This is a genomic window from Microbulbifer sp. Q7 (assembly GCF_001639145.1).
Classification (GTDB): domain Bacteria; phylum Pseudomonadota; class Gammaproteobacteria; order Pseudomonadales; family Cellvibrionaceae; genus Microbulbifer.
The window spans coordinates 2,328,193-2,354,813 of record NZ_LROY01000002.1 but is presented as its reverse complement, the minus strand read 5'-3'; the positions used below and the strand labels follow the sequence as shown (position 1 = coordinate 2,354,813).

At 60.8% G+C, this 26,621-nt stretch carries 20 protein-coding genes and 1 pseudogene; 12 read left to right on the top strand and 9 right to left on the bottom strand.

Annotated features, from left to right (window positions below):
• Positions 1–22: 22 nt before the first annotated feature.
• The 6 genes from AU182_RS16825 to uvrA all read right to left on the bottom strand — a co-directional run bounded on the left by AU182_RS16825 (position 23) and on the right by uvrA (position 8,916).
• A complete protein-coding gene (locus AU182_RS16825; protein WP_227718294.1) occupies positions 23–2,071 on the bottom strand; it encodes a chitinase in 2,049 nt (682 codons plus the stop codon).
• Between the two features lie 228 nt (positions 2,072–2,299).
• On the bottom strand, positions 2,300–3,232 hold the full coding sequence (locus AU182_RS15360; RefSeq protein WP_066967150.1) for a biotin-dependent carboxyltransferase family protein: 933 nt from the start codon (positions 3,230–3,232) through the stop codon (positions 2,300–2,302).
• Positions 3,229–3,999, bottom strand: a complete 771-nt coding sequence (gene pxpB / locus AU182_RS15355) for a 5-oxoprolinase subunit PxpB (RefSeq protein WP_066967147.1) — start codon at positions 3,997–3,999, stop codon at positions 3,229–3,231. The genes AU182_RS15360 and pxpB overlap by 4 nt, the downstream gene beginning before the upstream one ends.
• Positions 3,990–4,769 carry a 5-oxoprolinase subunit PxpA gene (gene pxpA, locus AU182_RS15350; protein ID WP_066967144.1) on the bottom strand — a complete coding sequence of 260 codons (780 nt, stop codon included), beginning with the start codon at positions 4,767–4,769 and terminating at the stop codon, positions 3,990–3,992. Before pxpA ends, pxpB begins: the two co-directional genes overlap by 10 nt.
• 43 nt (positions 4,770–4,812) lie before the next feature.
• A complete protein-coding gene (locus tag AU182_RS15345) occupies positions 4,813–6,039 on the bottom strand; it encodes an Nramp family divalent metal transporter (RefSeq protein ID WP_066967141.1) in 1,227 nt (408 codons plus the stop codon).
• A 51-nt stretch (positions 6,040–6,090) separates the two neighbouring features.
• Entirely contained in the window at positions 6,091–8,916 is a 2,826-nt protein-coding gene (gene uvrA / locus AU182_RS15340; RefSeq protein WP_066967138.1) for an excinuclease ABC subunit UvrA, read from the bottom strand.
• A gap of 166 nt (positions 8,917–9,082) precedes the next feature.
• On the opposite strand from uvrA, the gene AU182_RS15335 reads away from it, so the two are divergent.
• The 4 genes from AU182_RS15335 (at position 9,083) to AU182_RS15320 (ending at position 13,436) form a co-directional block, all read left to right on the top strand.
• On the top strand, positions 9,083–10,486 hold the full coding sequence (locus AU182_RS15335; protein ID WP_193754360.1) for a mannose-1-phosphate guanylyltransferase/mannose-6-phosphate isomerase: 1,404 nt from the start codon (positions 9,083–9,085) through the stop codon (positions 10,484–10,486).
• 113 nt (positions 10,487–10,599) lie between these two features.
• Positions 10,600–11,772, top strand: a complete 1,173-nt coding sequence (locus tag AU182_RS15330) for an MFS transporter (RefSeq protein WP_066967136.1) — start codon at positions 10,600–10,602, stop codon at positions 11,770–11,772.
• Between the two features lie 204 nt (positions 11,773–11,976).
• The gene (gene ssb / locus AU182_RS15325; protein WP_066967134.1) at positions 11,977–12,561 is read left to right on the top strand and encodes a single-stranded DNA-binding protein; all 585 of its coding nucleotides are present in this window, start codon (positions 11,977–11,979) and stop codon (positions 12,559–12,561) included.
• Positions 12,562–12,587: 26 nt separating this feature from the next.
• Positions 12,588–13,436 (top strand): sugar nucleotide-binding protein, encoded by an 849-nt coding sequence (locus AU182_RS15320; RefSeq protein WP_066967132.1) that lies wholly within the window; start codon positions 12,588–12,590, stop codon positions 13,434–13,436.
• 91 nt (positions 13,437–13,527) lie between these two features.
• On the opposite strand, the gene fabB is transcribed toward AU182_RS15320, so the two are convergent.
• A complete protein-coding gene (gene fabB, locus AU182_RS15315) occupies positions 13,528–14,751 on the bottom strand; it encodes a beta-ketoacyl-ACP synthase I (RefSeq protein ID WP_066967129.1) in 1,224 nt (407 codons plus the stop codon).
• 92 nt (positions 14,752–14,843) lie between these two features.
• Entirely contained in the window at positions 14,844–15,368 is a 525-nt protein-coding gene (fabA, locus tag AU182_RS15310; protein ID WP_066967125.1) for a 3-hydroxyacyl-[acyl-carrier-protein] dehydratase FabA, read from the bottom strand.
• Between the two features lie 259 nt (positions 15,369–15,627).
• On the opposite strand from fabA, the gene galU reads away from it, so the two are divergent.
• On the top strand, positions 15,628–16,464 hold the full coding sequence (gene galU / locus AU182_RS15305; protein WP_066967122.1) for a UTP--glucose-1-phosphate uridylyltransferase GalU: 837 nt from the start codon (positions 15,628–15,630) through the stop codon (positions 16,462–16,464).
• A gap of 1 nt (position 16,465) precedes the next feature.
• Positions 16,466–17,815 carry a phosphomannomutase/phosphoglucomutase gene (locus AU182_RS15300; protein ID WP_066967119.1) on the top strand — a complete coding sequence of 450 codons (1,350 nt, stop codon included), beginning with the start codon at positions 16,466–16,468 and terminating at the stop codon, positions 17,813–17,815.
• 97 nt (positions 17,816–17,912) lie between these two features.
• Here AU182_RS15300 and AU182_RS15295 read toward each other — a convergent pair whose 3' ends face one another.
• Complete coding sequence (locus tag AU182_RS15295) at positions 17,913–18,353, bottom strand: hypothetical protein (RefSeq protein ID WP_153039251.1); 441 nt, start codon at positions 18,351–18,353, stop codon at positions 17,913–17,915.
• 194 nt (positions 18,354–18,547) lie between these two features.
• Between AU182_RS15295 and dapB the strand changes: the two genes are divergently transcribed.
• From dapB to carB, 6 genes and pseudogenes are all read left to right on the top strand, one after another.
• A complete protein-coding gene (dapB, locus tag AU182_RS15290) occupies positions 18,548–19,357 on the top strand; it encodes a 4-hydroxy-tetrahydrodipicolinate reductase (RefSeq protein WP_066967113.1) in 810 nt (269 codons plus the stop codon).
• 33 nt (positions 19,358–19,390) lie between these two features.
• Positions 19,391–19,792: pseudogene (locus AU182_RS16820) on the top strand (ATP-dependent zinc protease); the annotation flags it as partial.
• An 84-nt stretch (positions 19,793–19,876) separates the two neighbouring features.
• Positions 19,877–20,797, top strand: coding sequence for a 30S ribosomal protein S6--L-glutamate ligase (gene rimK, locus AU182_RS15285; protein WP_227718324.1), 921 nt, complete (start codon positions 19,877–19,879; stop codon positions 20,795–20,797).
• Between the two features lie 223 nt (positions 20,798–21,020).
• Positions 21,021–21,608: a YfiR family protein gene (locus AU182_RS15280; protein WP_153039250.1), complete on the top strand. Its 588-nt coding sequence runs from the start codon at positions 21,021–21,023 to the stop codon at positions 21,606–21,608.
• A 484-nt stretch (positions 21,609–22,092) separates the two neighbouring features.
• On the top strand, positions 22,093–23,241 hold the full coding sequence (carA, locus tag AU182_RS15275; protein WP_066968258.1) for a glutamine-hydrolyzing carbamoyl-phosphate synthase small subunit: 1,149 nt from the start codon (positions 22,093–22,095) through the stop codon (positions 23,239–23,241).
• A 93-nt stretch (positions 23,242–23,334) separates the two neighbouring features.
• Positions 23,335–26,565, top strand: coding sequence for a carbamoyl-phosphate synthase large subunit (carB, locus tag AU182_RS15270; protein WP_066967107.1), 3,231 nt, complete (start codon positions 23,335–23,337; stop codon positions 26,563–26,565).
• Positions 26,566–26,621 lie beyond the last annotated feature (56 nt).

The following is a 26,621-nucleotide window of genomic DNA, read 5'->3' as shown; positions in this document are numbered from 1 at the left end:
TTTTTTATGACCGCCAGTCTGGCTAGCGGTTGTAGTCAATGTCCACGTCGAAAAAGTGTTCTACACAACGGACATAGTCACCTTCGATAAAGGCGGAAAAGCGTGTCTGGTAGCCCACCAGTTTGCAGGCATAACTTTCGCCATTGGGATATTGCGGGTCCCAGCTCCAGTCCTGTTCCCAGTAGATCTCCATGGCGCCGGCCCCACCCACTGCGAACCGGCCCATACTCGCACAGCCCAGTACTTCGTTGGCGGGTAGCGGGACACTCAGGAATTCGGCGAAGTTGCGGTAATAGTCAATGCGGTTTTGCGATTGTGCGTGTTCGCTGCTGCCGCCGCATTCAATCCCGCCATTGATGATCATGGTGGTAACGCCAAACCCGGGTACCAGGCCACTGTTCAGGTCCTGGCTATTGGGCTGCCAGGTGCCATCAATAACGTGGAGCATGCTGGGCTTGGGCGGCTGTGGATAGACAAAGAAAAACACCGCACTGGCCAGGTTCAGCCAGGTGTCGGCCACCAGCTTCGGCTCCTGAAGCAGTACCTCCACATCGCCGAACATAGCGGCAGAAAAGGGACCGTAGTTGTAGTTGTAACTCAGCTGCTTTGCGCCGCGCCCGAAATAGCTTTTGTAGCTGCCGTCGGCAAAGGTGGCACAGGGCCATTGCTGCGCCTGCCAGGTGGACGGATCACACACGCCGTAGCCATTGGGCGTCCCCTCGCTCCATCCCTGCTCGCGAATGAAGTACAACCCCTGGCGCCATTCAGGCTCTGCCCAGTGCGGGGAATGCCCACCGGTTTCCTGGGTGAAGTGGGCGAACATCGTCGCCAGCGATTTTCGACAGATGGCTTCGGCGTTGCGGCCGTCGCTGTAGTTGCCGCAGAAAGCGGGGAACTTTGCTACCGCGCGCAGGAAATTGGTGTATGAGTATTCCACCGCGCGCACCGGAAACAGGAAACTCCAGTCCGCGTCGCTGATGATCGACTCCACGCGGCGAACATTGGCGGGGTTTTGAATTCTGCCCGGCACTACCGCTTCCACCTGCGGATTATCCAGCGTGACGATCGAAGCTTTTACCTGGGTGAATAGCGCACTGGACGTCAGTTCGGCTTCCCGAGTTGTCAGTGTAGTGAGTGGGATGCTGAAGCCACCGTTACTGCACTCTTGTTGCACGGTCACGGACTCGTTCATGCTGATCTCGCCATTCGTCACCTCGAACGCGAATTCGTAGGCAACACCAGTGCCAATGTCGGGGAGATTCACCGCTGTTGTGTCTGCATCCGGTGTGATGATCTCAGCGCTTGGGCCGCTCAGCTGTCGCCATTGGAACACGTAGCTCGCGCCGTCGGGATAGCTGGAGTCCGCCGCACTGAGGGTGATACTGCCCGGGCAGGCAGTGGTGCTGGTGGGGGCGGTGAGCACAATGGTCGGCAGCGGCGTGGTATCTGTCTCGGCGCGCTGTAGCACGGCAACCGTGGCGTAGGCCGTGTGCTCGGCATCCGCGACGCTCAGGCGGAATTCATACCCGGTATCGGCCTCCACCGGTGGCAGGTCCACCTGGGTGCCGCTGCTATTGGGGTTGAGGATACTGGCCTGTGGCGATGGCGGGGCAATCTGAGTCCACTGGAAGGTGAGGGGATCGTCTTCCGGATCGGAGGACAGGCTGCCGTCGAGTGCGATGCTGGCGGCACCGGTGACCTCTTTCGGGTTGGCAATGGCCCGGGCAACCGGGGCCAGATTGCCGGTGTCTGTCGCGCAGACTCCTGGGTCCTGAAGAAGCCAGGGGCTATCCCAACTGTTGGCGGCGGTATAGGCGGCCTCTGGCGAGTCGCTCGGCCCGGCCCACCACTGTGCGCGGAACAGGTCCCGCTGGAAGCAGACCTCACTCCCGCCAGCATAGCTCTGTCCGGCCTCGTAGGGCGCGGCAGGAGGGTTGGCCTGTGCCAAGGCTGGCCAGAGTAGCAACGCGCACAGGGTGGCACCCAGGGACCTCTGGAGCGGCTTTCTGGGGTTGACCCGGGGGTGATGCGATTCCATATGGGCCCTGACGGGCCATGACTGATGAGACATGTCTTCTCCAATTTCATTTATTGTTATTTGTTGTGCGCCAATGCAACTGCTTGACAGGGTGACAGCGTTGTCATTTGCGGGGTGAGAAGTTAGCGAAAGCTGTTGCGCTCGGGAAGGGGACCGCGCGCCAAATACCGGGTGCCGTTGATCGACGCGGACCAACTGTGAACTGGTGGCGTCGTTAACGCGAGCTTGCAGATTGGGAGGCGGTGGTCGCCACTGGAACGTTCACAGCAAGCCGGGAAGGTCCGCTAGCAGGCGCGACTTTTCTCTCAGAATCTGGTGGGCGGTGGCCTGCTCGACTTGCTCGAAATCCAGTCGTGCGCTGGCCGGCAGTTGGGCGAGGCGATGGAGGTCCGAACTGATGACATGGGCGATGCGCGGGTAACCGCCGATGGTCTGCCCCTCCACAAAACTGATAATGGGCAGGCCGTTGGGTGGCACCTGTACGGTACCGGGGCAGAGTGCCGCGGAAACCTGTTGCGGGAGTGTTTCCGTGGGCAAGGGTTCTCCTGCCAGGCGGATACCCATACGGTTGCTCTGGGGCGATACCGTGAAACCACCGGCATAGAACCGCGTCTTGGCATCACCGGTAAAGTAGGGCGACTCGAGCCCAGGCACGACCCGCAGCAGCGGCCGTGATCCGTAGTCGAGGCGGTACTGGGCGGGAAGCGCCCGGGTTGGCACGGTGCGGCAGTGTTGCAACGGGATCTGGTCACCGGCCTTGAGCGCCCGCCCCTGCCATCCGCCGAAACCGGCGATCACGTGGGTGGATAGACTGTCGAGGGTGGGCGCCAACTGGAAATCGGCGGCAAGCGTGATATATGCGCGGGCGCCAGACCTGAGGGGCCCGAAGCGTAGCCGGTCACCTGGTCGCATTTGCAGTACTTCGTCGTTGTTCGCCGGCCTGTCGTTGTGCGCCAGATCAAAACGGGCGCCGGTAACGGCGACGGAGGTCGCCGCGGAGAATTCGATTTCCGGGCCGGTGATGGCGACCTCGAGGCATGGATGCTTGGGTGAATTGCCCAGCAGCAAGTTGCCCAGAGCCATGGCGAAGGTATCGCCGGCGCCGCCACGGGAGAGCCCCCAGCGCAGGTTGCCGGGCCGTCCACCGTCCTGAATAGTGGTCTGCAGGCCTGGCTTGATGATACGCAGGCTCATTGATTTTTCTCCACGTCTGCAACGGGCATTTTTTGCGGAACGCAATCAGGCTCCGTGTGTTGGAATTCCTCCGCGCTGATGGCCACAAATTGAATCCTGTCCAGGGGCCGGGCGACAAACGGGAAGTCCCGCTCCGGCTGAAACAGGGCGAGTGGCGTGCGCCCGATGATCTGCCAACCGCCGGGGGTGGCCTGGGGATATATCCCGGTCTGGGCTCCGCCGATGCCCACCGATCCCGCGGGTACGCTGAGTGCCGGACGCGCCTTGCGCGGGCAATGCAGCCGGGTGTCGAGCCCGCCCAGGTAGAGAAACCCCGGGGTAAATCCGAGCATATGCACCAGGTACTGCGGTGCGGTATGCCGGGCAATAATATCGTCCGGGGTGAGCCCGGAATGTGCGCTCAGGGCTTGCATGTCCAGCGCAAATGCCGCGTCGTAACACACCGGTATCTGAATCAGGTAGTGCTCGCGCTCCGCTGTTGGCTGCTGGACCGCCGGGCTCTGTGCGAGCATTCCGAGCACTTGCTCCAGTTCCGATGTGTCCGGCCGCCCTGTCCCGGAATCGGGCAGCTGCAACGGATCGAAACACACGGTAAGACACTGATAGGCGGGCACCAGCTCAGTGACCGCAGGCAATGCGGCGGCCTCGATGGATTCGGCGAGAGCGATGATGGATTCACTCAGTTGCTGACCCGGTTCCTCTGCAAAGCGAATATCCAGAGCGGCATCGCCATTTGCGGAAATGGTAAAGCGTGGGTCTAGCGGCATAGGGTGATACCTGCTCTGAGCAATGCGTGATGTAGCGCTTGTGCGATGGATTCCGCCTGGGGGTTGTCGCCATGCAGGCAGAGGCTGTCCACGGAGAACTGAAGCGGGTGCTCCTCGATGCCGGTAAAGGGCTGGCCGGTGGCGAGGGCCGTAACCTGCTTCAGGCACTGGGTAAAATCCTCGATAACCGCACCGGGCATGCTGCGGGGCGCAAGTTGGTGGTCGTTGAGGTAGCGGCGATCCATAAATCCTTCGCGCAACAACGGTTGCCGGTATTTTTTGGCCGCGCGTTCCATGGCCCCGTTGGCCAGCCCAAGTATGGTTAATCCGGGGAAGGCCTGCGCGATCAATCCCACCAGATCTTCCGCGAGGCGATCATCGGCTTCCGCGTCATTGTACAGAGCGCCGTGCAGCTTGATATGGGTGAGCGGCACTTGCTCCACTGCAGCAATTGCCTGCAGGTCATGTATTTGTTCGTACACAGAGTGGAGTAATTCCTCCCTGGGCAGCGCGAGGGTTGAGCGGCCGAAGTTCTCACGATCCGGGTAACCCGGGTGTGCGCCGGCGGCAATGCCGGCTTTGCGCGCATTTTGCAACGACAGCGACATGGTTGTCGCATTACCCGCATGGCCACCGCAGGCGATATTGCAGCGGGAGATATAGCGCATCAGTCGCGCGTCACGCGCGCAATCGTCCTCGTTATTGCCTTCGCCCAGGTCGCAATTGATATCGATTGCGACCGCGGGGGAGGTTGTGCCGGAATGCATCATTCTTTTCTCTTGCGCGTTTCTCTTGCGGGTTTCTGTCGAGTGTTCACAACCAGCCAAATGCCGAAGCCAGGCTGCGCCCTCCCAGGGCAACGGCAATCATTAGAACCACTAGCCCCAGCAGGTTCTGCCACCAGTTGTTGCGGTGCTCACCCAGTGCGTGGGTATTCATGGCCCACAGTAAAAACAGAGTGACGATCGGCAGCAGCAGGCCGTTGGCAATTTGCGCAAACCAGATCAGACGGATGGGGCGGATGTCCTGGGTCGCCAGCAGGGCACCGATCACGATGATACTGAGCCAGATGGTGCGAAACTGCAGTGCGTTGAGATCCGCCGGTTTGCCCAGCACGCCGCTCAGTGCGTAGGCCGATGCCAGCGGCGCGGTCAGCGCAGAAGAAATGCCCGCGGCGAACAGGCCAATGCCCATGCAGTACACCGCGGATTTGCCAAACAGCGGCTGCAGCGCCTGTGCCATATCCCCGGCACTGGCGATGCTCAGCTGGTGGCTGAAAAATGCGGCGGCACTGGTGGACACAATGGCAATGGAAATCAACCCGCCCACGGGAATCGAGAAAAAGATATCCCGGCGCGCCGCCGGCAAGTCGTCGGCGGAGTGCCATTTTTTACTGGCACTGGAGCTGTGTAAAAACAGGTTATAGGGCACCACCGTGGTGCCGATCAGTGCGATGACGGTGAGTGCCGCACCACTGGGTACGGACGGGGTCAGCAGGCCTCGAAACAGCGCCGACAGATCCGGGCGGGTGAGGATAAAAGTGAGCAGAAACGCGAGGCTCATCAGCGCCACCAGCACGATGAGGACGCGCTCGATAAGGCGGTAGTTGCCGCTCCACAACAGGGCGGCGGCGAGGGCGGCGACCACCATGGGCCACAGGGAGGTCGTGCCCGCGGCCAGCTCAGTATCGGTGAGCAGCTTCAGGCCGAGGCTGGCGCCGGCCAGGTTACCGCCTTCGTACGCGGCGTTGCCGATCACGATCGCGCCAATCACCAGGCCCAGGGCGGGCCAGCGCAGCAGTGGGTGGCGGAGAAACTGGCGAATGTTTTCCCCCAGCCCAGCGCCGGTAACCACGCCGAGGCGCGCGGCCATTTCCTGCAAAATGATGCTCGCGAGAATGGCAAACAGCAGCGCCCACAGCAGCGCATAACCGTACTGGGCACCGGCCAGGCTGGCAGTGATGACCGTGCCCGGCCCGATAAACGCGGCGGCGACCATGGTCGCCGGGCCGATACTGAGGGAAGGGTTTATTTTTTTCATTGAAGTTCCCGGGTGTAGTGTCGCTTCGGTATCAGCGTCGGCGTCTGGGGTCTATTTTTTCAGCATCGGCTTGAGGAAACGCCCGGTGTGCGAACCCTTGATTTTGGCCACCTGCTCCGGTGTGCCGGAAGCGATGATTTCACCTCCGCCGGAGCCGCCTTCCGGACCGAGGTCCACAATCCAGTCCGCGGTTTTGATCACGTCCAGGTTGTGTTCGATCACCACGATGGTGTTGCCATGGTCGCGCAGCCGGTGCAGTACATCCAGCAGCAGCTGGATATCGGCAAAGTGCAGGCCGGTGGTGGGCTCGTCGAGAATATACAGGGTCTGGCCGGTGTCGCGCTTGGATAATTCGCGGGACAGCTTGACCCGCTGTGCTTCACCGCCGGACAGGGTAGTCGCGGCCTGGCCGAGCTTGATGTAAGACAGGCCGACATCCATCAGGGTCTGCAGTTTTTTGGCGATGGATGGCACCGGGTCAAAAAACTCCCGCGCATCTTCCACGGTCATTTCCAGTACTTCGTGGATGTTCTTGCCCTTGTAATGTACTTCCAGGGTTTCCCGGTTGTAGCGTTTGCCCTTGCAAGTGTCGCAGGGCACATAAATATCCGGCAGGAAGTGCATTTCCACCTTGATCACGCCATCGCCCTGGCAGGCTTCGCAGCGGCCACCCTTCACATTGAAGCTGAAACGACCGGGCTTGTAGCCCCGCGAGCGGGCTTCCTGGGTGCCGGAAAACAGTTCGCGGATGGGCGTGAATATGCCGGTGTAGGTGGCCGGGTTTGAGCGCGGTGTGCGGCCGATCGGACTCTGGTCGATGTCGACACATTTGTCGAAATGCTCCAGGCCCAGAATGGCTTTGTGGGGCGAAGCGCGCAGGGTGGTGGCCTTGTTCAGCGCAGTGGCCGCCAGCGGGTACAGGGTGGTGTTGATCAGGGTGGACTTGCCCGAGCCGGAGACACCGGTGACGCAGGTGAACAGCCCCACAGGAATTTCCAGGTCGACATTTTTCAGGTTGTTGCCGGTGGCTCCCTCGATACGCAGTACCTCGCCGGTGGCGGGGTGGCGTTTTTTGGGCACGGCAATCTGCTTGACGCCGGACAGGTACTGCCCGGTGAGTGAGCGCTCGCAGGCGGCAATCTCGGCGTGGTTGCCGGCAGCCACTACTTCACCTCCGTGCACCCCGGCGCCGGGGCCGATATCGACGATGAAGTCGGCCGCGCGAATGGCGTCCTCGTCGTGTTCCACCACGATCACCGTGTTGCCGATATCCCGCAGGTGGGTCAGGGTGTTCAGCAGGCGCTCGTTGTCGCGCTGGTGCAGGCCGATGGAAGGTTCATCGAGGATGTACATGACCCCCACAAGGCCGGCGCCGATCTGGCTGGCCAGGCGGATGCGCTGGGCCTCGCCACCGGACAGGGTTTCGGCGCTGCGGTTGAGGGTCAGGTAGTTCAGGCCCACATCCACCAGGAAACGGAAGCGATCGCGCAGCTCCTTGAGGATCTTGTCGGCGATCTCTTTCTGCGCGCCCTTGAACTTGAGCTGGTGCGCAAAGTACTCGAAGGCGTCGCCTACGGGCAGTTCGGTGATCTGAGAGAGTGTCTGGTTGTCCACAAACACGTTGCGCGCTTCCCGGCGCAGACGAGTACCACTACAGTCCGGACATTTCTGGGTGCTCAGGTACTTGGCCAGCTCTTCACGCACGGACTGGGACTCGGTGTCCCGGTAGCGGCGCTGGAAATTGGGGATGATGCCCTCGAAGGTGTGGCGGCGCACGGTGACATCGCCGCGATCATTCACATAGCTGAAGTCGATGGGGGTATCGCCACTGCCGTGCAGGATGACCTCCCGGTCCCGCTTGCGCAATTTCTTCCACGGCTTGTCCAGGTCGAAATCGTAGTGTTCCGCCAGGGAATCCAGCATGTGGTAGTAATAGATGTTGCGGCGATCCCAGCCGCGGATGGCGCCCTCGGAGATACTGCTCTCCGGGTCCAGGATGACCTTGTCTTCATCGAAGAACTGCTTGACCCCCAGGCCATCGCAGGCCGGGCAGGCGCCGGCGGGGTTGTTGAACGAGAACAGGCGCGGTTCCAGCTCATCCAGTGAGTAATCACATACCGGGCAGGCGTGGCGGGCGGAGAACAGCCGGTCTTCCTGATCGCCGTCCATAAAGCTGATGGAGGCGATGCCATCGGTCAGGTTGAGTGCGGTCTCGAAGGATTCCGCCAGGCGCAGTTGCAGGTCGTCACGCACCTTGAAGCGGTCCACCACCACTTCGACGGTATGTTTCTTGCGTTTATCCAGCTTGGGGGTGTCGTCCAGGTCGCACACGGTGCCATCGATGCGCGCGCGTACAAAGCCATCCCGGCGCAGCTGTTCAAACACATGCAGGTGTTCCCCCTTGCGGTCGCGGATCACCGGGGCCAGCAACATGATCTTGCTGCCTTCCGGCAGGGTCAGCACCTGATCCACCATCTGGCTGATGGTCTGGGCCTGCAGCGGTTCGTGATGGTCCGGGCAGCGGGGCTCACCCACGCGGGCAAACAGCAGGCGCAGGTAGTCGTAGATCTCGGTGATGGTGCCCACGGTGGAGCGCGGGTTGTGGGAGGTGGATTTCTGCTCGATGGAGATGGCCGGTGACAGCCCCTCCACGGTGTCGACATCCGGCTTTTCCATCATCGACAGGAACTGGCGGGCGTAGGTGGACAGCGACTCGACATAGCGGCGCTGCCCCTCCGCATACAGGGTGTCGAAGGCGAGTGAGGACTTACCAGATCCCGACAGGCCGGTAATCACGATCAGCTTGTCGCGGGGAATATCCAGATCGATATTCTTCAGGTTGTGGGTGCGCGCACCTCTGACGTAAATCGTGTCCACTGGGCGTCCTGTTGTGTTGCTGGCTGCGGTGTTGCCAACCAGGCCCGGATGGAACCGGGCGGGGGAAAACGGTCAAGTATAATCTGGCGCGCCAGTGTGCGAAAATGCCGGGCGCCCTGTCGAGGGAATAATCCCCAATGAATAACCCTGTGTGGATACGGAAATCATGATCCCTGTCATTCTCTGCGGTGGTACCGGCTCGCGTCTGTGGCCACTGTCCCGCGAAGCTTACCCGAAACAGTTCCTGCCTCTGACGGGCAACCAGACCATGTTGCAGGCCACTGCGCTAAGACTGGACGGTCTGACGGGTGTACAGCCGCCGATACTGGTGTGCAACGAGAATCACCGCTTTGCTGCCGCCGAGCAGCTGCTGGAAGTGGATCGCACGCCCCAGTCAATCCTGCTGGAGCCCTGCGCGCGCAACACCGCCCCCGCCATTGCCCTGGCGGCCCTGGCCGCGGCCGAACAGGGTGGCGATCCCTTGCTGCTGGTGCTGCCGGCGGACCACGTGGTCGCCGACGCCGAGGGCTTCCGCAAGGCGGTAACCGCGGCCACGGCGCTGGCGGAGAATGGCCACCTGGTGACCTTCGGTATCGTGCCCACCAGCCCGGAAACAGGCTATGGCTATATCCGCAGCGGCGACGCGGTGGCCGAGGGGTGGAAAGTCGCAGAATTTGTCGAAAAACCGGACCTGCCCACTGCAGAACAATACCTGGCCAGTGGCGAGTACAACTGGAACAGCGGCATGTTCCTGTTCCGTGCCTCCCGCTACCTGGAAGAGCTGGCCCAGCATCATCCGCAGATGCTTGAAGCCTGCCGTGCGGCCTTTGCCGGCGCAGTGCGGGATCTCGATTTCACCCGCATCGATGGTGATGCTTTCAGCCGCTGTCCGGCGGATTCTGTGGACTATGCGGTGATGGAAAAGACAGAGTCCGCTGCGGTGGTACCCATGCAGGCCGGCTGGAGCGATGTGGGCTCCTGGTCCGCCCTGTGGGAGCTGGCAGAGCGGGACGAGAGTGACAACCTGCTGCGCGGCGATGTACTGGCCGAAGACGCATCCGGTTGCCTGGTGCACGGCGGCGATCGCCTTGTGGGTATTCTCGGCGTACGGGACCTGGTGGTCGTCGACACCGACGATGCGCTGATGGTGGCAGACAAAAGCCGCGTGCAGGAAGTGAAAACACTGGTGCAGCGGCTCAAGCAGGGCAAGCGCAGCGAGGCGGAAAACCACCGCAAGGTGTTTCGCCCCTGGGGCTACTATGACTCCATCGATGGCGGCCCCCGCTTTCAGGTGAAACGCATTGTGGTCAAACCGGGTTGCCAGCTGTCCCTGCAGATGCACCACCACCGCGCCGAACACTGGATTGTGGTGCGGGGTACCGCCAAGGTGACGCGTGGTGACGACCAGATTCTGCTGACAGAGAACGAGTCCACCTTTATCCCGCTGGGCGTGGTGCACCGCCTGGAAAACCCCGGCACCATTCCCCTGGAGTTGATCGAGGTGCAGTCCGGCAGTTATCTGGGTGAAGACGATATCGTGCGCTTCGAGGACCAGTACGGGCGCAACTGAGGCGATACCTGCCATAGCCTTGCACTATCTTGCGATCGGGCAATGGGGGATCAACCTCCGTTGCCTGCGCTGTTACAATGCGGCCCGTTTTTTCGCCGTGTCCGGAATTTTGCATGAACCCCACTGAACGCCGCGCGCTCGCCGGCCTCGCCTCCCTGTACGTCTTCCGCATGCTGGGCCTGTTTATGGTGCTGCCGGTACTGTCCCTGTACGGCACAGAATACAGCGGGAGTACGCCGGCATTGCTGGGGTTGGCACTGGGCGCCTACGGCCTGAGCCAGGCCATTCTGCAGATTCCCCTGGGGGTGCTCAGTGACCGCTGGGGGCGCAAGCCGGTGATCTTCCTCGGCCTTGGGATTTTTGCCCTGGGCTCGGTGGTGGCGGCGCTGACCGATTCCGTGTGGGGGCTGATCGCCGGGCGTATTCTGCAGGGGGCCGGTGCCATCGCCGCGGCGACCATGGCCCTGGCCGCAGACCTGACGCGGGACGAGAACCGCGGCAAAGCGATGGCCGTGATTGGTGCATCCATCGGCGTGGCCTTTGTGCTCGCGGTGGTACTTGGGCCACTGGTGGCGGGGTTTGGCGGTCTGTCGGCAATTTTCTGGCTGACCGCGCTGCTGGCGCTCTGCGGCATAGTGCTGGTGTGGCGACTGGTGCCGAACCCCCAGGTGTCCGCGCGTCGCGCCCCGCAAAAGGGCGATTTTGCCCGCCTGTTGGCCCAGGGCGACGTGTGGCGACTGGTGTGCGGGGTGTTTTTCCTGCACCTGCTGCTGACCATGTTGTTTGTGCCGCTGCCACTGCAGCTTGTGGACAAGTTGCACCTCGCCAGTGAGCAGCACTGGAAGTTGTACGGCCCGCTGATGCTCGGGGCATTTGTGATCATGCTGCCGCTGATGCGGTTGGCCGAAAAGCGTCACAAGGTGCCTGCGACCATGCGCCTGGCGCTGCTGGGGCTGGTGTTTGGCGGTGTGGCGTTGATGCCCCAGGTCGAGGGGCGCTGGACGGTTCTGTGTCTGGGCATGTTCTTTGTTGCCTTCAACTTGCTGGAGGCTCTGCTTCCGGCGCAGTTGACCCGCATTGCGCCGGCGGAATGCCGCGGCGCGGCCACCGGTCTGTATGCAACCCTGCAGTTTCTCGGCGCCTTTGTTGGCGGCAGTCTCGGCGGGCTGGTGTTCGGGCTCGGCGGCGCCGGTGCGGTGGCCACCCTGGCACTGGGGGTACTGGTCCTCTGGTCACTGGCCTGGTGGCAGATGCGCGCGCAGCGGGTTTCGCTGGCGGGTAGCTGAGGCGGGACCACCGGTCCGAAACCAGCGCGCCTGGTGGCGGTGACGCCTCCGGGTGAGTGTTGTATGCTGCTGGATATAAATACACTGTTGGCGGTGCTGGGCCGGTCGCAAGGCTGGCCCAGCACCGCCTTCCCAATTTTGAACTTTTGAAGACTGATCGGGCCTCCGCCTTACCCGGGAGAGGCCTTCGGAGAGGAGAGGCTTATGGCCAGGGGCGTAAACAAAGTAATCCTGATTGGCAACCTGGGCGGCGACCCGGAAACCCGCTACATGCCCAGCGGTGGTGCGGTGACCAATGTCACCCTGGCGACCTCGGAAACCTGGAAAGACAAGCAGTCCGGCCAGCAACAGGAGCGCACCGAGTGGCACCGCGTGGTGTTCTTCAACCGCCTTGCCGAAATTGCCGGCGAGTATCTGCGCAAAGGCAGCAAGGTCTATCTCGAAGGCTCGCTGCGCACACGCAAGTGGCAGGACAAGCAGTCTGGCCAGGATCGCTACACCACTGAAATCGTCGCCAGCGAAATGCAAATGCTGGATGGCCGCGGTGAGCAGGGCGGCGGTGGCTTCCAGCAGGGCGGCCAGGGCGGCGGTTATGCTCCGCAGGGTCAGCAAGGCGGTGGTTTTGCTCAGGGTGGCCAGCAGGGTGGCGGTTATCAGGATGAGTTCTCCCAGGGCCGCTCCGCACCGTCCCCCATGGCCCCCGCGCAGCAGCCGGCGAACAAGCCAGCGGGCAACCAGCCGCCGGCAGGTGGATTCGACAACAGCTTTGACGACGATATTCCCTTCTAAGTAGCAGAGCGGGGAGCGTGAGCGCCATGCATCATACGGGGTACCAGCCGGATACGGTGGCGCTGATCGGTGCCGGCAACGCCATTGACAGCGCCCTGCAGAAGGGGCTCCAGAAAGTGGGGTTTCGTGTGCAGCTGCTCAACCGAGAGCAGTTGCAGGCGGACCATTTCCCGGCTCGTTCCGGCGCCATCGTGATCAATGCCGCCAGTTGCGGTGGGGGCGCCCGTATGGATGAGGCGCGCGCAGTGTGCGAAGCGTTGCCGGGTTTGCCCTACACCGCGCTGCTGCACCTTTCCTCCTACGGCGTATACGGCCGTTCCCGGCGCAAAAAGATTGATGAGGACGAGGAGCCGTCTCCGACCACGGGGCGAGGTCGCGACTGGCTCGCCTGCGAGGAGGCTCTGTCCGCAGCTGACAACGTGAGTATTCTGCGCCTAGGGTGGCAGGTCGATCGCAGCGAAGATGCGCTGCTCGGGCGTATCCTGCGCAGCCTGCTGGACGGCAAGCCGGTGATTCTCGACGATAACAGCAAGGGCAACCCGGTGACGGTGTCAGACCTTGTGCGGGTGACGGTTGCCATCGCGCAACAGCTGGCCAGTGGCGGTCCGCGCTCGGGCCTGTATCACTACGGTTCGGCGGATAGCTGTACCGCGATGGCGTTTGGCAGCGAAGTGGTTGACCGTGTGCGATCCCTCTACGGTGAGGACTTTGCCGCGGAGCTGACCACATTGCTGCCGGCCGAGGAGGACCGCACCTTCGTGCTGGAATGTGAGCGGCTGCGGGATGTATTCGGTATCCAGCAGCGCAGCTGGCGCCAGGGGCTTACCCGCCAGGTGGAGTTATGGCTGGAGCGCTTGCAGAAAGCCGAGCCCTGAGGCTCAGACCAGAAGTCCGTGCATAAAAAAGGGCGAGTCGCAGTGCGACTCGCCCTTTTTTGTGCCTGCCAGACGGCGTTGATAAAGTCGATCAGACCTTGTCGAACACCAGGCTGGCATTGGTACCACCGAAGCCGAAGCTGTTGGAGAGGGCACGGCGCACCTCGGTCTCCCGCAGCTCGGTCACCAGATCCAGGCCCTCGGCCGCTTCATCCACGGTCTCCACGTTGGCGGAGGCGGCGATAAAGCTGTTCTGCATCATCAGCAGACTGTAAATGGCTTCCTGCACACCGGCGGCACCCAGAGAGTGACCGGTCAGGGACTTGGTGGAGGCGAATGCCGGCACCGCGTTACCGAACACTTCCTTCATGGCGCGCAACTCGGCCACATCGCCCACGGGAGTAGAGGTACCGTGGGTATTGATGTAGTCGACGCCACCTTCCAGGCCCTTGCCATCCATACCGGCCAGTGCCTGCTGCATGCAGCGTGCTGCACCTTCACCGCTCGGCGCCACCATGTCGTAACCGTCGGAGGTGGCACCGTAGCCCACCAGTTCGGCAATGATGTTCGCACCGCGCGCCTTGGCGTGCTCGTATTCCTCCAGCACCACGCAGCCGCCGCCACCGGCGATAACAAAGCCATCGCGATTGGCGTCGTAGGGGCGGGATGCGGTGGTCGGGGCGTCGTTGTACTTGGAAGACAGCGCACCCATGGCGTCAAACAGGTGAGTCAGGCTCCAGGCCAGCTCTTCGCCGCCACCGGCAAATACCACATCCTGTTTGCCCATCTGGATCAGCTCTGCACCGTTGCCGATGCAGTGCGCAGAAGTGGCACAGGCGGAGGAGATGGAGTAGTTCACGCCCTTGATCTTGAACGGCGTGGCCAGGCAAGCGGAGACGGTGCTGCCCATCACCTGGGGCACGCGGTAGGCGCCAACGCGGCGCACACCCTTGGTTTTCAGGATATTGGCGGACTCGATAATGGCGGCGGTAGAGGTGCCGCCAGAGCCCATCACCAGGCCGGTGCGTGGGTTGGAAACATCCGATTCTTCCAGGCCAGACATTGCGATGGCTTCGGCCATGGAAATGTAGGCGTAGGCAGCGGAGTCGCCCATAAACCGCAGATGTTTGCGGTCGATATGTTCCTTGAAGTCGATATCGACCACACCGGCGATCTGGCTGCGCAGACCCAGTTCGGCGTACTCGTCCATAGAGCGGATGCCGCTGCGGCCGGCTTTCAGGGAGGCCAGCACTTCTTGCGTGTTGTTACCGATGCAGGAAGTGATGCCCATTCCGGTAATGACTACCCGGCGCATAGTGATCTCCAATAAAACTTGTAGAGTGGATTGTTATTGTTCTAAGTGACAGTGCTTTTATGTAACAGAGTCTACCGTGTCACGCAAACCGCTCAGAAATTGTCGGTGCGGGTGAACAGGCCAACACGCAGGTCTTTGGCGGTGTAGATTTCACGGCCGTCGACGGAAACGGAACCGTTGCCAATGCCCATAACCAGCTTGCGCTCTACCAGGCGGCTCATCTGGATGTGGTAAGTGACTTTCTTGTTGGTGGGCAGGATCTGGCCGGTGAATTTCACCTCGCCGCAACCCAGTGCGCGGCCGCGGCCGGGGTTGCCTTTCCAGGCGAGGAAGTAGCCGAGTAGCTGCCACATGGCATCCAGGCCCAGGCAGCCAGGCATAACCGGGTCACCGGGAAAATGGCAGTCAAAGAACCACAGGTCCGGTGTGATATCCAGTTCGGCAATCAGCTCCCCTTTGCCGAATTCACCGCCGTCTTTGGCAATGTGCGTGATGCGATCCAGCATCAGCATGTTGGGAGCAGGCAGCTGTGCATTGCCGGGGCCGAACATTTCTCCCTGGCTGCAAGCCAGAAGTTCTTCACGGGTGTAGCTGCTTTTTTGAACAAAATTACTCATTGGGTCCCCGATTCTGGGTATTTCTTACACGAGCCGGCATTCTAAGGGCTAAGGATAGCTTGTCCAGTCGGTCATAACTCTTTTTGTGACCGGAACTGTCCCAATTTGCCCTTGACCCGTCTGCGGGGCTTGTCAGCAGGTGGTTTTCACTGGCTGGCGTAACCGGCCAGACTGGACTGATTCTTGCCACATTTTTGTGATAACTTGCCGCAATTCGTCGCAGGAGAGCGCCGAAGCCGTATTCTAACGAGGGGGTGTAATGCTCAAAAAATGTCTTTTCCCTGTGGCCGGGTATGGAACCCGCTTTCTGCCGGCAACCAAGGCGATGCCCAAAGAAATGTTGCCACTGGTCAACAAGCCGCTGGTTCAGTATGGGGTGGAGGAGGCCATAGAGGCCGGCCTGACCGAGATCGGGTTCGTGACCGGACGTGGCAAGCGCGCGATTGAGGATCACTTCGACACCAACTTTGAGCTGGAGCAGCAGATTGCCGGGACAGGCAAAGAGCGTTACCTGGATTGTGTGCGCCAGGTTATCGATAGTGCCAGCTTTTCCTACACCCGCCAGGGGGAGATGCGCGGGCTGGGTGATGCCATTCTGCAGGGGCAGCGGCTCATCGGCGATGAAGCCTTCGCCGTGGTGCTGGCCGACGACCTGTGCCTGAATGAAGAGCTCGGTGTGTTGGGGCAGATGGTGCAGCTGTATCAACAGTTTCGCTGCAGCATCGTCGCGGTGGAAGAAGTGCCGAAAGAGCAGATCCACAAGTTTGGTGTGATTGCGGGCAATGAAATCAAGCCGGACCTGTTTCAGGTGACCGACATGGTGGAAAAGCCCGCGGCCGAGGAAGCGCCGAGCAATATGGCGATTATTGGTCGCTATATCCTGACGCCCGATATTTTCGATCTCATTCGCGAGACGCCACCGGGCAAGAACGGTGAAGTGCAGATCACCGATGCTCTGCTCACCCAGGCCAAGCGCGGTTGCGTGCTCGCCTACCGCTTCAAGGGGCGCCGCTTTGATTGCGGTTCCGTCGATGGCTTTGTCGAAGCCACCAATTATGTTTACAAGAATATTTATTTGCCGGGGGAGAAGGGCTGAAATGTCAGAATTAACCTGTTTTAAAGCGTACGATTTGCGTGGCCGTGTGCCGGATGAGTTGAACACGGACGTGGCGTATCGCGTGGGACGCGCGTTTGCCCAGTTTCTGGATGCCCGCCGTGTGGTGGTGGGGCACGATATCCGCCTCACCAGTGCCGAGCTGACCGATGCGCTGGTCAATGGTCTGCGTGATGCCGGTGCCGACGTGTTTCACATTGGGGAATGCGGCACGGAAGAAATTTATTTCTCGACCTTCCATGGGGATTTTGACGGTGGCATCTGTGTAACCGCGAGCCACAACCCGATGGACTACAACGGCATGAAGTTTGTGCGTGCGGGTAGTCGCCCCATCAGCGGCGATACCGGCCTGCTGGATATCAAGAAGCTCGCGGAAGTCAACAACTTTCCTGCAGTGGAAAAGCGTGGTGACCTGCACACCTTTGCCCACCGCGATGACTTTGTGAAACACCTGCTGGGTTACGTCGATGTGTCCGAGCTGAAGCCGCTGAAGTTGGTGGTCAATGCCGGTAACGGCGGAGCCGGCTCCGTGGTGGATGCGCTGGCGCCGAGCCTGCCGTTTGAATTTGTGCGCGTGCACCACGAGCCCGATGGCAATTTCCCCAACGGTATCCCCAACCCGATCCTGCCGGAAAACCGTGAATCCACCGCGGCCGCCGTGCGTGAGAGCGGCGCTGATTTCGGTATCGCATGGGATGGTGACTTCGACCGCTGTTTCTTCTTTGATGAAAACGGTGAATTCATCGAAGGCTACTATGTGGTGGGCCTGCTGGCAGAGGCATTCCTTGTCAAGCACCCGGGCGCCAACGTGGTGCACGATCCGCGCCTCACCTGGAACACGGAAGCCATTGTCAAGGCGGCCGGCGGTGAACCGGTGCAGAGTAAAACCGGGCATGCGTTCATCAAGGAGCGCATGCGTAAGGAAGACGCCATTTACGGTGGTGAAATGAGCGCGCACCATTACTTCCGCGATTTTGCCTACTGCGACAGCGGCATGATCCCGTGGCTGCTGGTGGCCGAGCTGGTAAGTCGCAGTGGCAAGCCGCTGTCGAAGCTGGTGGGCGAGCGCATGGCGGCGTTCCCTTGCAGCGGCGAAATCAATTCCAAAGTGGCAGACCCCAAGGCCCTGCTGCAGGCCGCGGAAGACAAGTACGCTGCGAGCGCCAACAGCGTTGAGCACGTCGACGGGCTCAGCGTTGCGTTCGACGAGTGGCGCTTTAACCTGCGTATGTCCAATACCGAGCCGGTAGTGCGTCTGAATGTGGAGTCCCGTGGGGATGAAGCGCTGATGAAGGCCAAGACGGAAGAGTTGCTTGGCCTGATTCGGGGCTAACCGTTGCTGTTTGGGGAGCGCGTCTGCGCTCCCTGTTCTCTCTCAATGCTTCCTGCTTCACCGGTCGGATTCACTGGTCGGTAGTGCCGCACGGTTTTCAGTTCTCCGCCAGTCTGCGCCGAAATTCATCGTGGTATTCCTGCTGGATTTTCTTCAGTTCTTCCAGTTGCTCCGCGTTCAGAATTTTCACCATTTCGACGCGGGTAGCGGCGCGCACCGCAACGATTTTCGCATCCAGTTCTTCTTTCTGTTCCCGGGTAAGCTTCGGCATTTTGCCGCGCTCGAAACCGTAGTCCTCCAGGATCGCAAGCTTTAGCTCAAAGTTTTTCTGCATCAGCGGCAGGGCTTTTTCTTCCTGTTCCGGGGTCAGCTTCAGTCGCAGCGTGATCCAGTCGGTGATGTCGTCGTACTTCTCCCAGAAGTCGTCGCCGAGCCCCCCTGCAGCCGCCTTGCCGGTGGAGATGGCGGCAACCAGTAGCAAGGCGAAAATCGCAGCGGAAAGCGATGACCAGAACGGGGCGTGGCAATCCCGAGACATATTTGGCGCTCCAATCTACCTGTTAGTACCAGCTTAGTAGAGGATTTTGGTGCCGCAAGGCATACCCGGCAGTCAGTGCTCTGTTATGTTGGGGGGCGAGCTCATCCGCTCAGAACGGTATTGCCGCAGGGGCAAACCGGAGTAGAATCCGCGCTTTTCGCACGCCCGGTCACAGAACAGGAGAGTCAGGGGTCATGGCAGTAAGCATCGCAATCACAGGATTTGGTGGCCGCATGGGCCGGGTACTGGCAGAAGCCGTGGCTTACGCGGAGAAAGACGGCAAGGCCAGGCTGAGTGCGGCGATCGTGCGGCCAGGTTCCAGCCTGGTGGGTGCGGACGCCGGGGAAGTGGCGGGCCTGGGGCGCAATGGTTTGGCCGTGGTGGACAGCCTGGCGCAAGCGGACTTTGATGTGCTGATCGATTTCACCTCACCCGAGGCCACGCTGGAGAACGCCGCCTACTGTGCCGAGCACGGTAAGGCCATTGTGATCGGTACCACCGGCTTTACGCCGGACCAGAAGGCGACCATGTTGAGTGCCGGCGACAAAATCCCGCTGTGTTTTGCCACCAATTTTTCCACCGGGGTGAATCTATGCTTTAACCTGCTGGAGACGGCCGCCCGCGTGCTGGGTGACGATGTGGATATCGAGATTGTCGAGGCCCACCACCGGCACAAGGTGGATGCCCCTTCTGGTACGGCGCTCAGTATGGGGGAGGTGATCGCCGACACCCTCGGTCGCGACCTGTCGAAGGTGGCGGTCTACGGGCGCGAAGGCCAGACCGGTGCCCGTGAGCGCGAAACCATTGGCTTTGCCACAGTGCGCGGCGGCGACGTGGTCGGCGAGCACACGGTATCGTTTCTTGCCGATGGCGAACGTATTGAGATTACCCACAAGGCCAGCAGCCGCCTGGCATTTGCCCGTGGCGCAGTGCGCGCTGCCGGGTGGTTAACTGGTTGTGCTGCCGGACAGTACGATATGCGCGACGTTTTGGGGTTGAAATAACTCCGCAAAGAATACGCTTTTAAGGAGCGACACTTGGATAAGAAGATCATTGTTGGCAGCGAAGAGTGGTGTGCCTTTCCGGGGCTTGGTATTCCCGCGATCAAGGCACGGGTAGACTCCGGTGCCAAAACGTCGTGCCTGCACGCCTACAACATTCAGCAATTCAATCGCGGCGGCGAGCCGTGGGTGAGCTTTGAGGCGCACCCCCTGCAGAACCAACGTCGGCCGCGGGTACGTTGTGAGGCGCGGGTGCTCGACCGGCGCACGGTGCGCAGTTCCTCCGGCGACTCGGAAAAGCGCCTGGTGATCAGAACCAGTATGAGTATCGGCGGAAGCGTGTGGGATATCGAGCTCACCCTCACCAACCGCGACTCCATGGGCTATCGCATGTTGCTGGGCCGCGAGGCGATGATGGGGCGCATGCTGGTAGACCCGTCCGAGAGTTTCTGCCTGGGGGAGATGCCTCCCAGCCAGCTGGAAGAATACTACCGGGACGAGCACCACATGTCGGGCACCGGCCTGCGTATTGGCGTGCTCGCCTCCAACCCGGACCTGTACAGTAACCAGCGGATCATGGAAGCCGGTGCCGAGCGTGGCCACCGCATGACCTTTTTGAATATCCGCCAGTGCTATATGAAACTGGATTCGGCGGATCCGGAGGTGCATTACCGGGATGGGCGCATTCTCAACAACCTCGATGCGATTATTCCGCGCATTCGCCCCAGTATGACGTTTTATGGCTGCGCCCTGACCCGTCACTTTGAGAGCATGGGGGTGTACGCACTCAATGGCGCGGCTGCAATCAGCCAGTCCCGCGACAAGCTTTACTCACTGCAGTTGCTGCAGGAGGGTGGCTTGAATATCCCGATTTCCGGGTTCGCCCACTCGCCCATGGATACCAACGAGCTGATTGATATGGTCGGCGGCGCGCCGCTGATCGTGAAGTTGCTCGAGGGGACTCAGGGGCGCGGTGTGGTGCTGGCGGAAACCCGCAAGGCGGCAGAGTCGGTGATCAATGCCTTCAAGTCGCTGAAAGTGAATCTGCTGGTGCAGGAGTTTATCCGCGAGGCCCAGGGCAAAGACCTGCGCCTGTTCGTGGTGGATGGCAAGGTGTTCGCCGCCATTCAGCGGGAGGCTGCACCGGGTGAGTTCCGCGCCAACATCCATCAGGGGGGCACGGCCTCCGTGGTGAAGATCCTGCCGGAGGAGCGCAAGCTGGCGATCAAGGCGGCCAAAACCCTGGGCTTGAAAGTGGCCGGTGTGGATATCATCCGCTCCAAAAAGGGGCCGCTGCTGCTGGAGGTGAACTCCTCGCCGGGCCTTGAGGGGATCGAAAGCGCCACGCGCAAGGATGTTGCTGGCTCCATGATTCTGGCCATTGAAAAAGCACTGAAGTGGCGCCCGGCCATCACTCCGGTTGATGCCGGGGATGAAGGTTAACCCGGCACTCGAGTAACCTCGCAGGCGCCGTGTTTTGACGGTGCCGCCTCCCCAGCGTCTCTTTCCTCAGAGCCTGTTCCCTCAAAGTCTGAGGGTTCGGGTTTTTGGCGCTCGGCTCGCGCTTCACCCGTGGTGGGCGCCTGCTGCCGAGACTAGTCTTTAGGGGTGCCCTGCGACTGGTCGGTTCGTATGCGGGGCGTTTAATTGCCCCGGTGCCCCAACGATGCCCCAGACAAAGCTCCATGCCATCTCGCCGCGACCATTCCATTGGCTGCTGTGCCAGCTGTTACTGGTGGTGGCGGTGGCCGTCCCTCCGGCGCGTGCGGAGCTCCTCTCGGATACCGATCTCGGGCGCAAGGTTATGGTGGATTACATCGTCCACTTCGCCCATCACTTCCAGTGGCCCATCGAGGTCTTCAATGGTTCCGGTGCACCGTTTCGCATTTGCGTGATGGGGGAGGAGGCACTGGTGGCTCCGCTTACAGCCCGTTTTCACCGCCACCGGATTCAGGGGCGAATGGTTGCCCTGGAGACGGTCAACGATGGAGAGACCATGCGCGCACGCCGCTGCCAGATTGTGGTGATGGGCGACGGTCTGGAGGCCGGCCATATGGCCGAAGCCGTTGGTGCCCTGGAATTCTTCCCGGTGCTCACCGTCAGTGACGTCAGTCGCTTTACCCATATCGGTGGCATGGTGGCCTTTGCTGGCACAGGCAACAACATGGCACTGCGCCTGAACAAGACCCGGCTCGACCGCGCCGACCTGGATATGGGCAATAGCGTGTTCCGGCTGACCCGCACGGTCAAATAAGCCGCCTGACCTGGCGGCGACGGTTGTCCGGTTGGCGTAAATTTGTACTGGCAGTTGCCGGCGTTTTCCCGTAGAATCTGCGCCCGGCTTGGAAAGGTCCCACCGTAGTCGCCCGCGCCAAATTATGGCTTTATCGGCTCTCAGTAGAGAGCGATGGAGCAGGTCGCAGAGCCCGTGGCTTTCCTGCCCCAAATTTGCGCCGGTGCTGGCGGTTTTTCCGCCCACTTAACCACCGAAACTGGTTGCCGGCCACACAGTGAGAGCCCAGGTGAAAGCCTCAGTGAGCGCCCGAGAAGAACTCTATAACCAAGCGAGATGAAGCAGACGTTTCATCTCGCTTTTTTATAAAGGGCTCAGGGTAAAAAGTTGCAGCTGAAACTTCACCTGGCAAGGCGCATAAAGTGCCCCCTCTCGCCCCGCCCGGAAGCTGTTCTGACGATTGGAGATTGAATTGAACAACGCCGTTCCCACGCCGGAATCCCTGATGCCCAGCACTACCCCGGCACTGCTGGTGCTTGCCGATGGCAGTGTCTTTCGCGGTCGTGCCATTGGCGCGGAAGGCTCAACCGTTGGTGAGGTGGTTTTCAACACCTCCATGACTGGTTATCAGGAAATCCTGACGGATCCATCTTACGCCCGCCAGATCGTTACCCTGACCTACCCGCATATCGGCAACACCGGCACCAACTCGGAAGACGAAGAGTGTGCTGAAATCTGGTCAGCGGGCCTGGTGATTCGCGACCTGCCGTTGCTGGCTTCCAGTTTCCGCAGCGAGCAGTCCCTGGAGGACTACCTCAAGGCGCGCAATATCGTCGGCATCGCCGACATCGATACCCGCCGCCTGACCCGTATCCTGCGCGACAAGGGTGCACAGAGCGGCTGCATCGTCGCCGGTGCTCCGGAAGGTGAGAGCATCGACGAAGCGGAAGCCCTGAAAAAAGCTCAGGAGTTTGCCGGCCTGAAGGGCATGGACCTGGCCAAGGTGGTTTCCACCAAGCAACCGTACGACTTCAACGAGGGCAGTTGGGAACTCGGTACCGGCCACAAGCCGGCACCGGCGGCGCAGCCTTACAAAGTGGTTGCCTACGACTTCGGTGTGAAGCGCAATATCCTGCGCATGCTGGTGGACCGCGGCTGTAGCATCACCGTGGTGCCGGCGGAAACCCCGGCTTCTGACGTGCTGGCAATGAATCCGGACGGTGTTTTCCTGTCCAACGGCCCCGGCGACCCCGAGCCCTGCGATTACGCGATCAAGGCGATTCGGGAAATCCTCGACACTGGCCTGCCCACCTACGGCATTTGCCTGGGGCACCAGTTGCTGGGCTTGGCGGTTGGCGCCAAGACCGCAAAAATGAAATTCGGCCATCACGGGGGTAACCACCCGGTGCAGGACCTGAACAGCACCAAGGTGATGATTACGGCGCAGAACCACGGTTTTGCGGTGGACATGGACTCCCTGCCGGAGAATGTGGAAATCACCCACAAGTCCCTGTTCGACGGCACCTTGCAGGGCATTCGCCTCAAGGACAAGCCGGCGTTCAGTTTCCAGGGGCACCCGGAAGCGAGCCCCGGCCCGCACGATGTGGCACCGCTGTTTGACCAGTTTATCGAGATGATGGAAGCGCGCCGCTAGGCGCCTCTCCTGTAGCAGCGAAACTCTCGCAGCGAAATCAGCGAAGACCAGAATTTTATCCACCGGCCGCGGCCGGCTAGATACGGAAGAAAGATGCCAAAACGCACAGACATTAAAAGCATTCTGATCATCGGCGCGGGCCCCATCGTCATCGGTCAGGCCTGTGAATTTGATTACTCCGGTGCCCAGGCCTGTAAGGCCCTGCGCGAAGAGGGTTTCCGGGTGATCCTGGTGAACTCCAACCCGGCCACCATCATGACCGACCCCTCGATGGCGGATGCCACTTACATCGAGCCGGTAGAGTGGAAGACCGTAGCCAAGATCATCGAGAAAGAGCGCCCAGACGCAATCCTGCCCACTATGGGCGGCCAGACCGCACTGAACTGTGCCCTGGCACTGGACAAGCACGGCGTGCTGAAAGAATTTGGTTGTGAGCTGATTGGTGCGGACAAAAACGCCATCGAAAAAGCGGAAGACCGCGACCTGTTCGACAAGGCGATGAAGGCTATCGGCCTCGAAACCCCGCGAGCCAAGATCGTGCACACCATGGACGAGGCAAAAAAGGTACCGGAAGAGTTCGGTTTCCCGGTGATTATTCGTCCGTCGTTCACCATGGGTGGCTCCGGTGGCGGTGTGGCCTACAACTGGCCGGAGTTCGAGGAAATCTGCAAACGCGGCCTCGACCTGTCGCCCACCAATGAACTGTTGATCGACGAATCCCTGCTTGGCTGGAAAGAGTACGAGATGGAAGTTGTGCGTGACAAAAACGACAACTGCATCATCGTGTGTGCCATCGAGAACTTCGACCCCATGGGCGTGCACACCGGTGACTCCATCACCGTGGCCCCGGCCCAGACCCTCACCGACAAGGAATACCAGCTGATGCGGAATGCATCCATTGCGGTATTGCGTGAAATCGGTGTGGAAACCGGTGGCTCCAACGTGCAGTTCGGTATGGACCCGAAAACCGGCCGCATGGTGGTGATCGAGATGAACCCGCGGGTGTCCCGCTCCTCCGCGCTGGCCTCCAAGGCCACCGGCTTCCCGATCGCCAAAGTGGCGGCCAAGCTGGCGGTGGGTTACACCCTGGATGAACTGCAGAACGATATCACCGGCGGTGCAACCCCGGCGTCCTTCGAGCCGTCCATCGACTACGTGGTGACCAAGATCCCGCGCTTCACCTTTGAAAAGTTTGGTGAAGCGGATGCGCGCCTGACTACCCAGATGAAATCCGTGGGTGAAGTCATGGCCATCGGCCGCAACTTCCAAGAGTCCCTGCAAAAGGCCCTGCGCGGTCTGGAAGTGGGCTCTTTCGGTTTTGAGCCAAAGATTGATCCGGCGGAAGTGGGCTCCATGGAACGCCTGCGCCGCGAGCTGTCGGTGCCCGGTGCCGAGCGTATCTGGTACGTGGGCGATGCCTTCCGTGTGGGCATGAGCATCGACGAAGTGTACGAGCTCTCCGGCATCGACCCCTGGTTCCTGGTACAGATCAAGGAGCTGGTGGATATCGAGCAGCCGCTGAAGTCCATGCCGACTTCCGCGCTGAATGCCGAGACCATGCGCTTCCTCAAGCGCAAGGGCTTCTCCGACCGCCGCCTTGCCGACCTGCTTGGCGTTAGCCAGAAAACCGTGCGTGAATTCCGCCACAAAATGGGCGTCTTCCCAGCCTACAAGCGGGTGGACACCTGTGCTGCAGAATTTGCCACCAGCACCGCCTACATGTACTCCACCTACGATGAGGAGTGCGAAGCGGAGCCGTCGGACAAGAAAAAAATCATGGTACTCGGCGGTGGCCCCAACCGTATCGGCCAGGGCATCGAGTTCGACTACTGTTGTGTACACGCCGCGCTGGCCATGCGCGAAGATGGTTACGAGACCATCATGGTCAACTGTAACCCGGAGACGGTTTCCACCGATTACGACACCTCCGATCGCCTCTACTTCGAGCCGGTGACCCTGGAAGATGTACTGGAAATCGTGCGCAAGGAAAAACCGGTGGGCGTGATCGTACAGTTTGGCGGCCAGACTCCGCTGAACCTGGCGCGCTACCTGGCCAATGAAGGGGTGCCCATTATTGGCACCACCCCGGAACAGATTGACCGCGCGGAAGACCGTGAACGTTTCCAGCAGATGATCATGCGCCTGGGGCTCAAGCAGCCGCAAAACGCGATCGTGCGCTCCGAGTACGAAGCCATTCAGAAGGCCAAGGAAGTGGGCTACCCGCTGGTAGTGCGCCCCTCCTATGTACTCGGCGGCCGCGCCATGGAGATCGTCTACAAGGAAGACGAACTCAAGACCTACATGAAGGAAGCGGTGGAAGTTTCCGAGGATGCGCCGGTACTGCTGGATCACTTCCTGCACTCTGCCATCGAGGTGGATATCGATGCGGTATCCGACGGACAGGACGTGGTGATCGGCGCGATCATGCAGCACATTGAGCAGTGTGGTGTGCACTCCGGTGATTCCGCCTGCTCCCTGCCGCCCTACAGCCTGCCGGCAGACGTGCAGGACAAAATGCGCGAGCAGGTCAAGGCCATGGCCCGCGAACTGGGCGTAGTGGGCCTGATGAACACCCAGCTGGCCTACCAGGGCGGCGAGATCTACGTGATCGAGGTGAACCCGCGCGCGTCCCGTACCGTGCCGTTTGTTTCCAAGTGCATCGGTACTTCCCTGGCGAAAATCGCCGCGCGCTGCCAGGCGGGTACCAGCCTGGCGGAGCAGGGCTTCACCACAGAAATTGTGCCGGATTACTACTCGGTGAAAGAGTCTGTATTCCCGTTCAACAAGTTCCCGAAGGTCGACCCGATTCTCGGCCCGGAGATGAAATCCACCGGTGAGGTCATGGGTGTGGGCGAAACCTTCGCCGAGGCCTTCGACAAGGGCCTGATCGGTGCTGGTGATGCGCTGCCAGAGTCCGGTAAGGTGTTCATCTCGGTGCGCGATGTCGACAAGCCCGGGGTGGTGGACGTAGCTCGCGAGCTGGTGGGCCTCGGCTTTGACCTGGTCGCAACACGCGGTACTGCCAAGGTCTTGCAAGAAGCGGATATTCCCGTTAAAACGGTAAACAAGATGAGCGAAGGGCGCCCGCATATCGTCGATATGATCAAAAACGACGAGATTGCCCTGGTGGTGAATACCACCGAAGGCCGTCAGGCCATTCGCGACTCCGCGGATATCCGCCGCAGCGCCGAAAACCATCAGGTTTGCTACACCACCACCCTGGCGGCAGCCCGCGCCATGGCCATGGCCATGCAGATTGCGGAGCCACACAAGGTGCGCAGCCTGCAGGAGCTGCACCAGCGGGTTATTCGTCTGCAGGACTGATCGAGCATTGATACGGGTGGCCCGCAAGGGTCACCGCTTTTGAAAGCTCCGCCGCC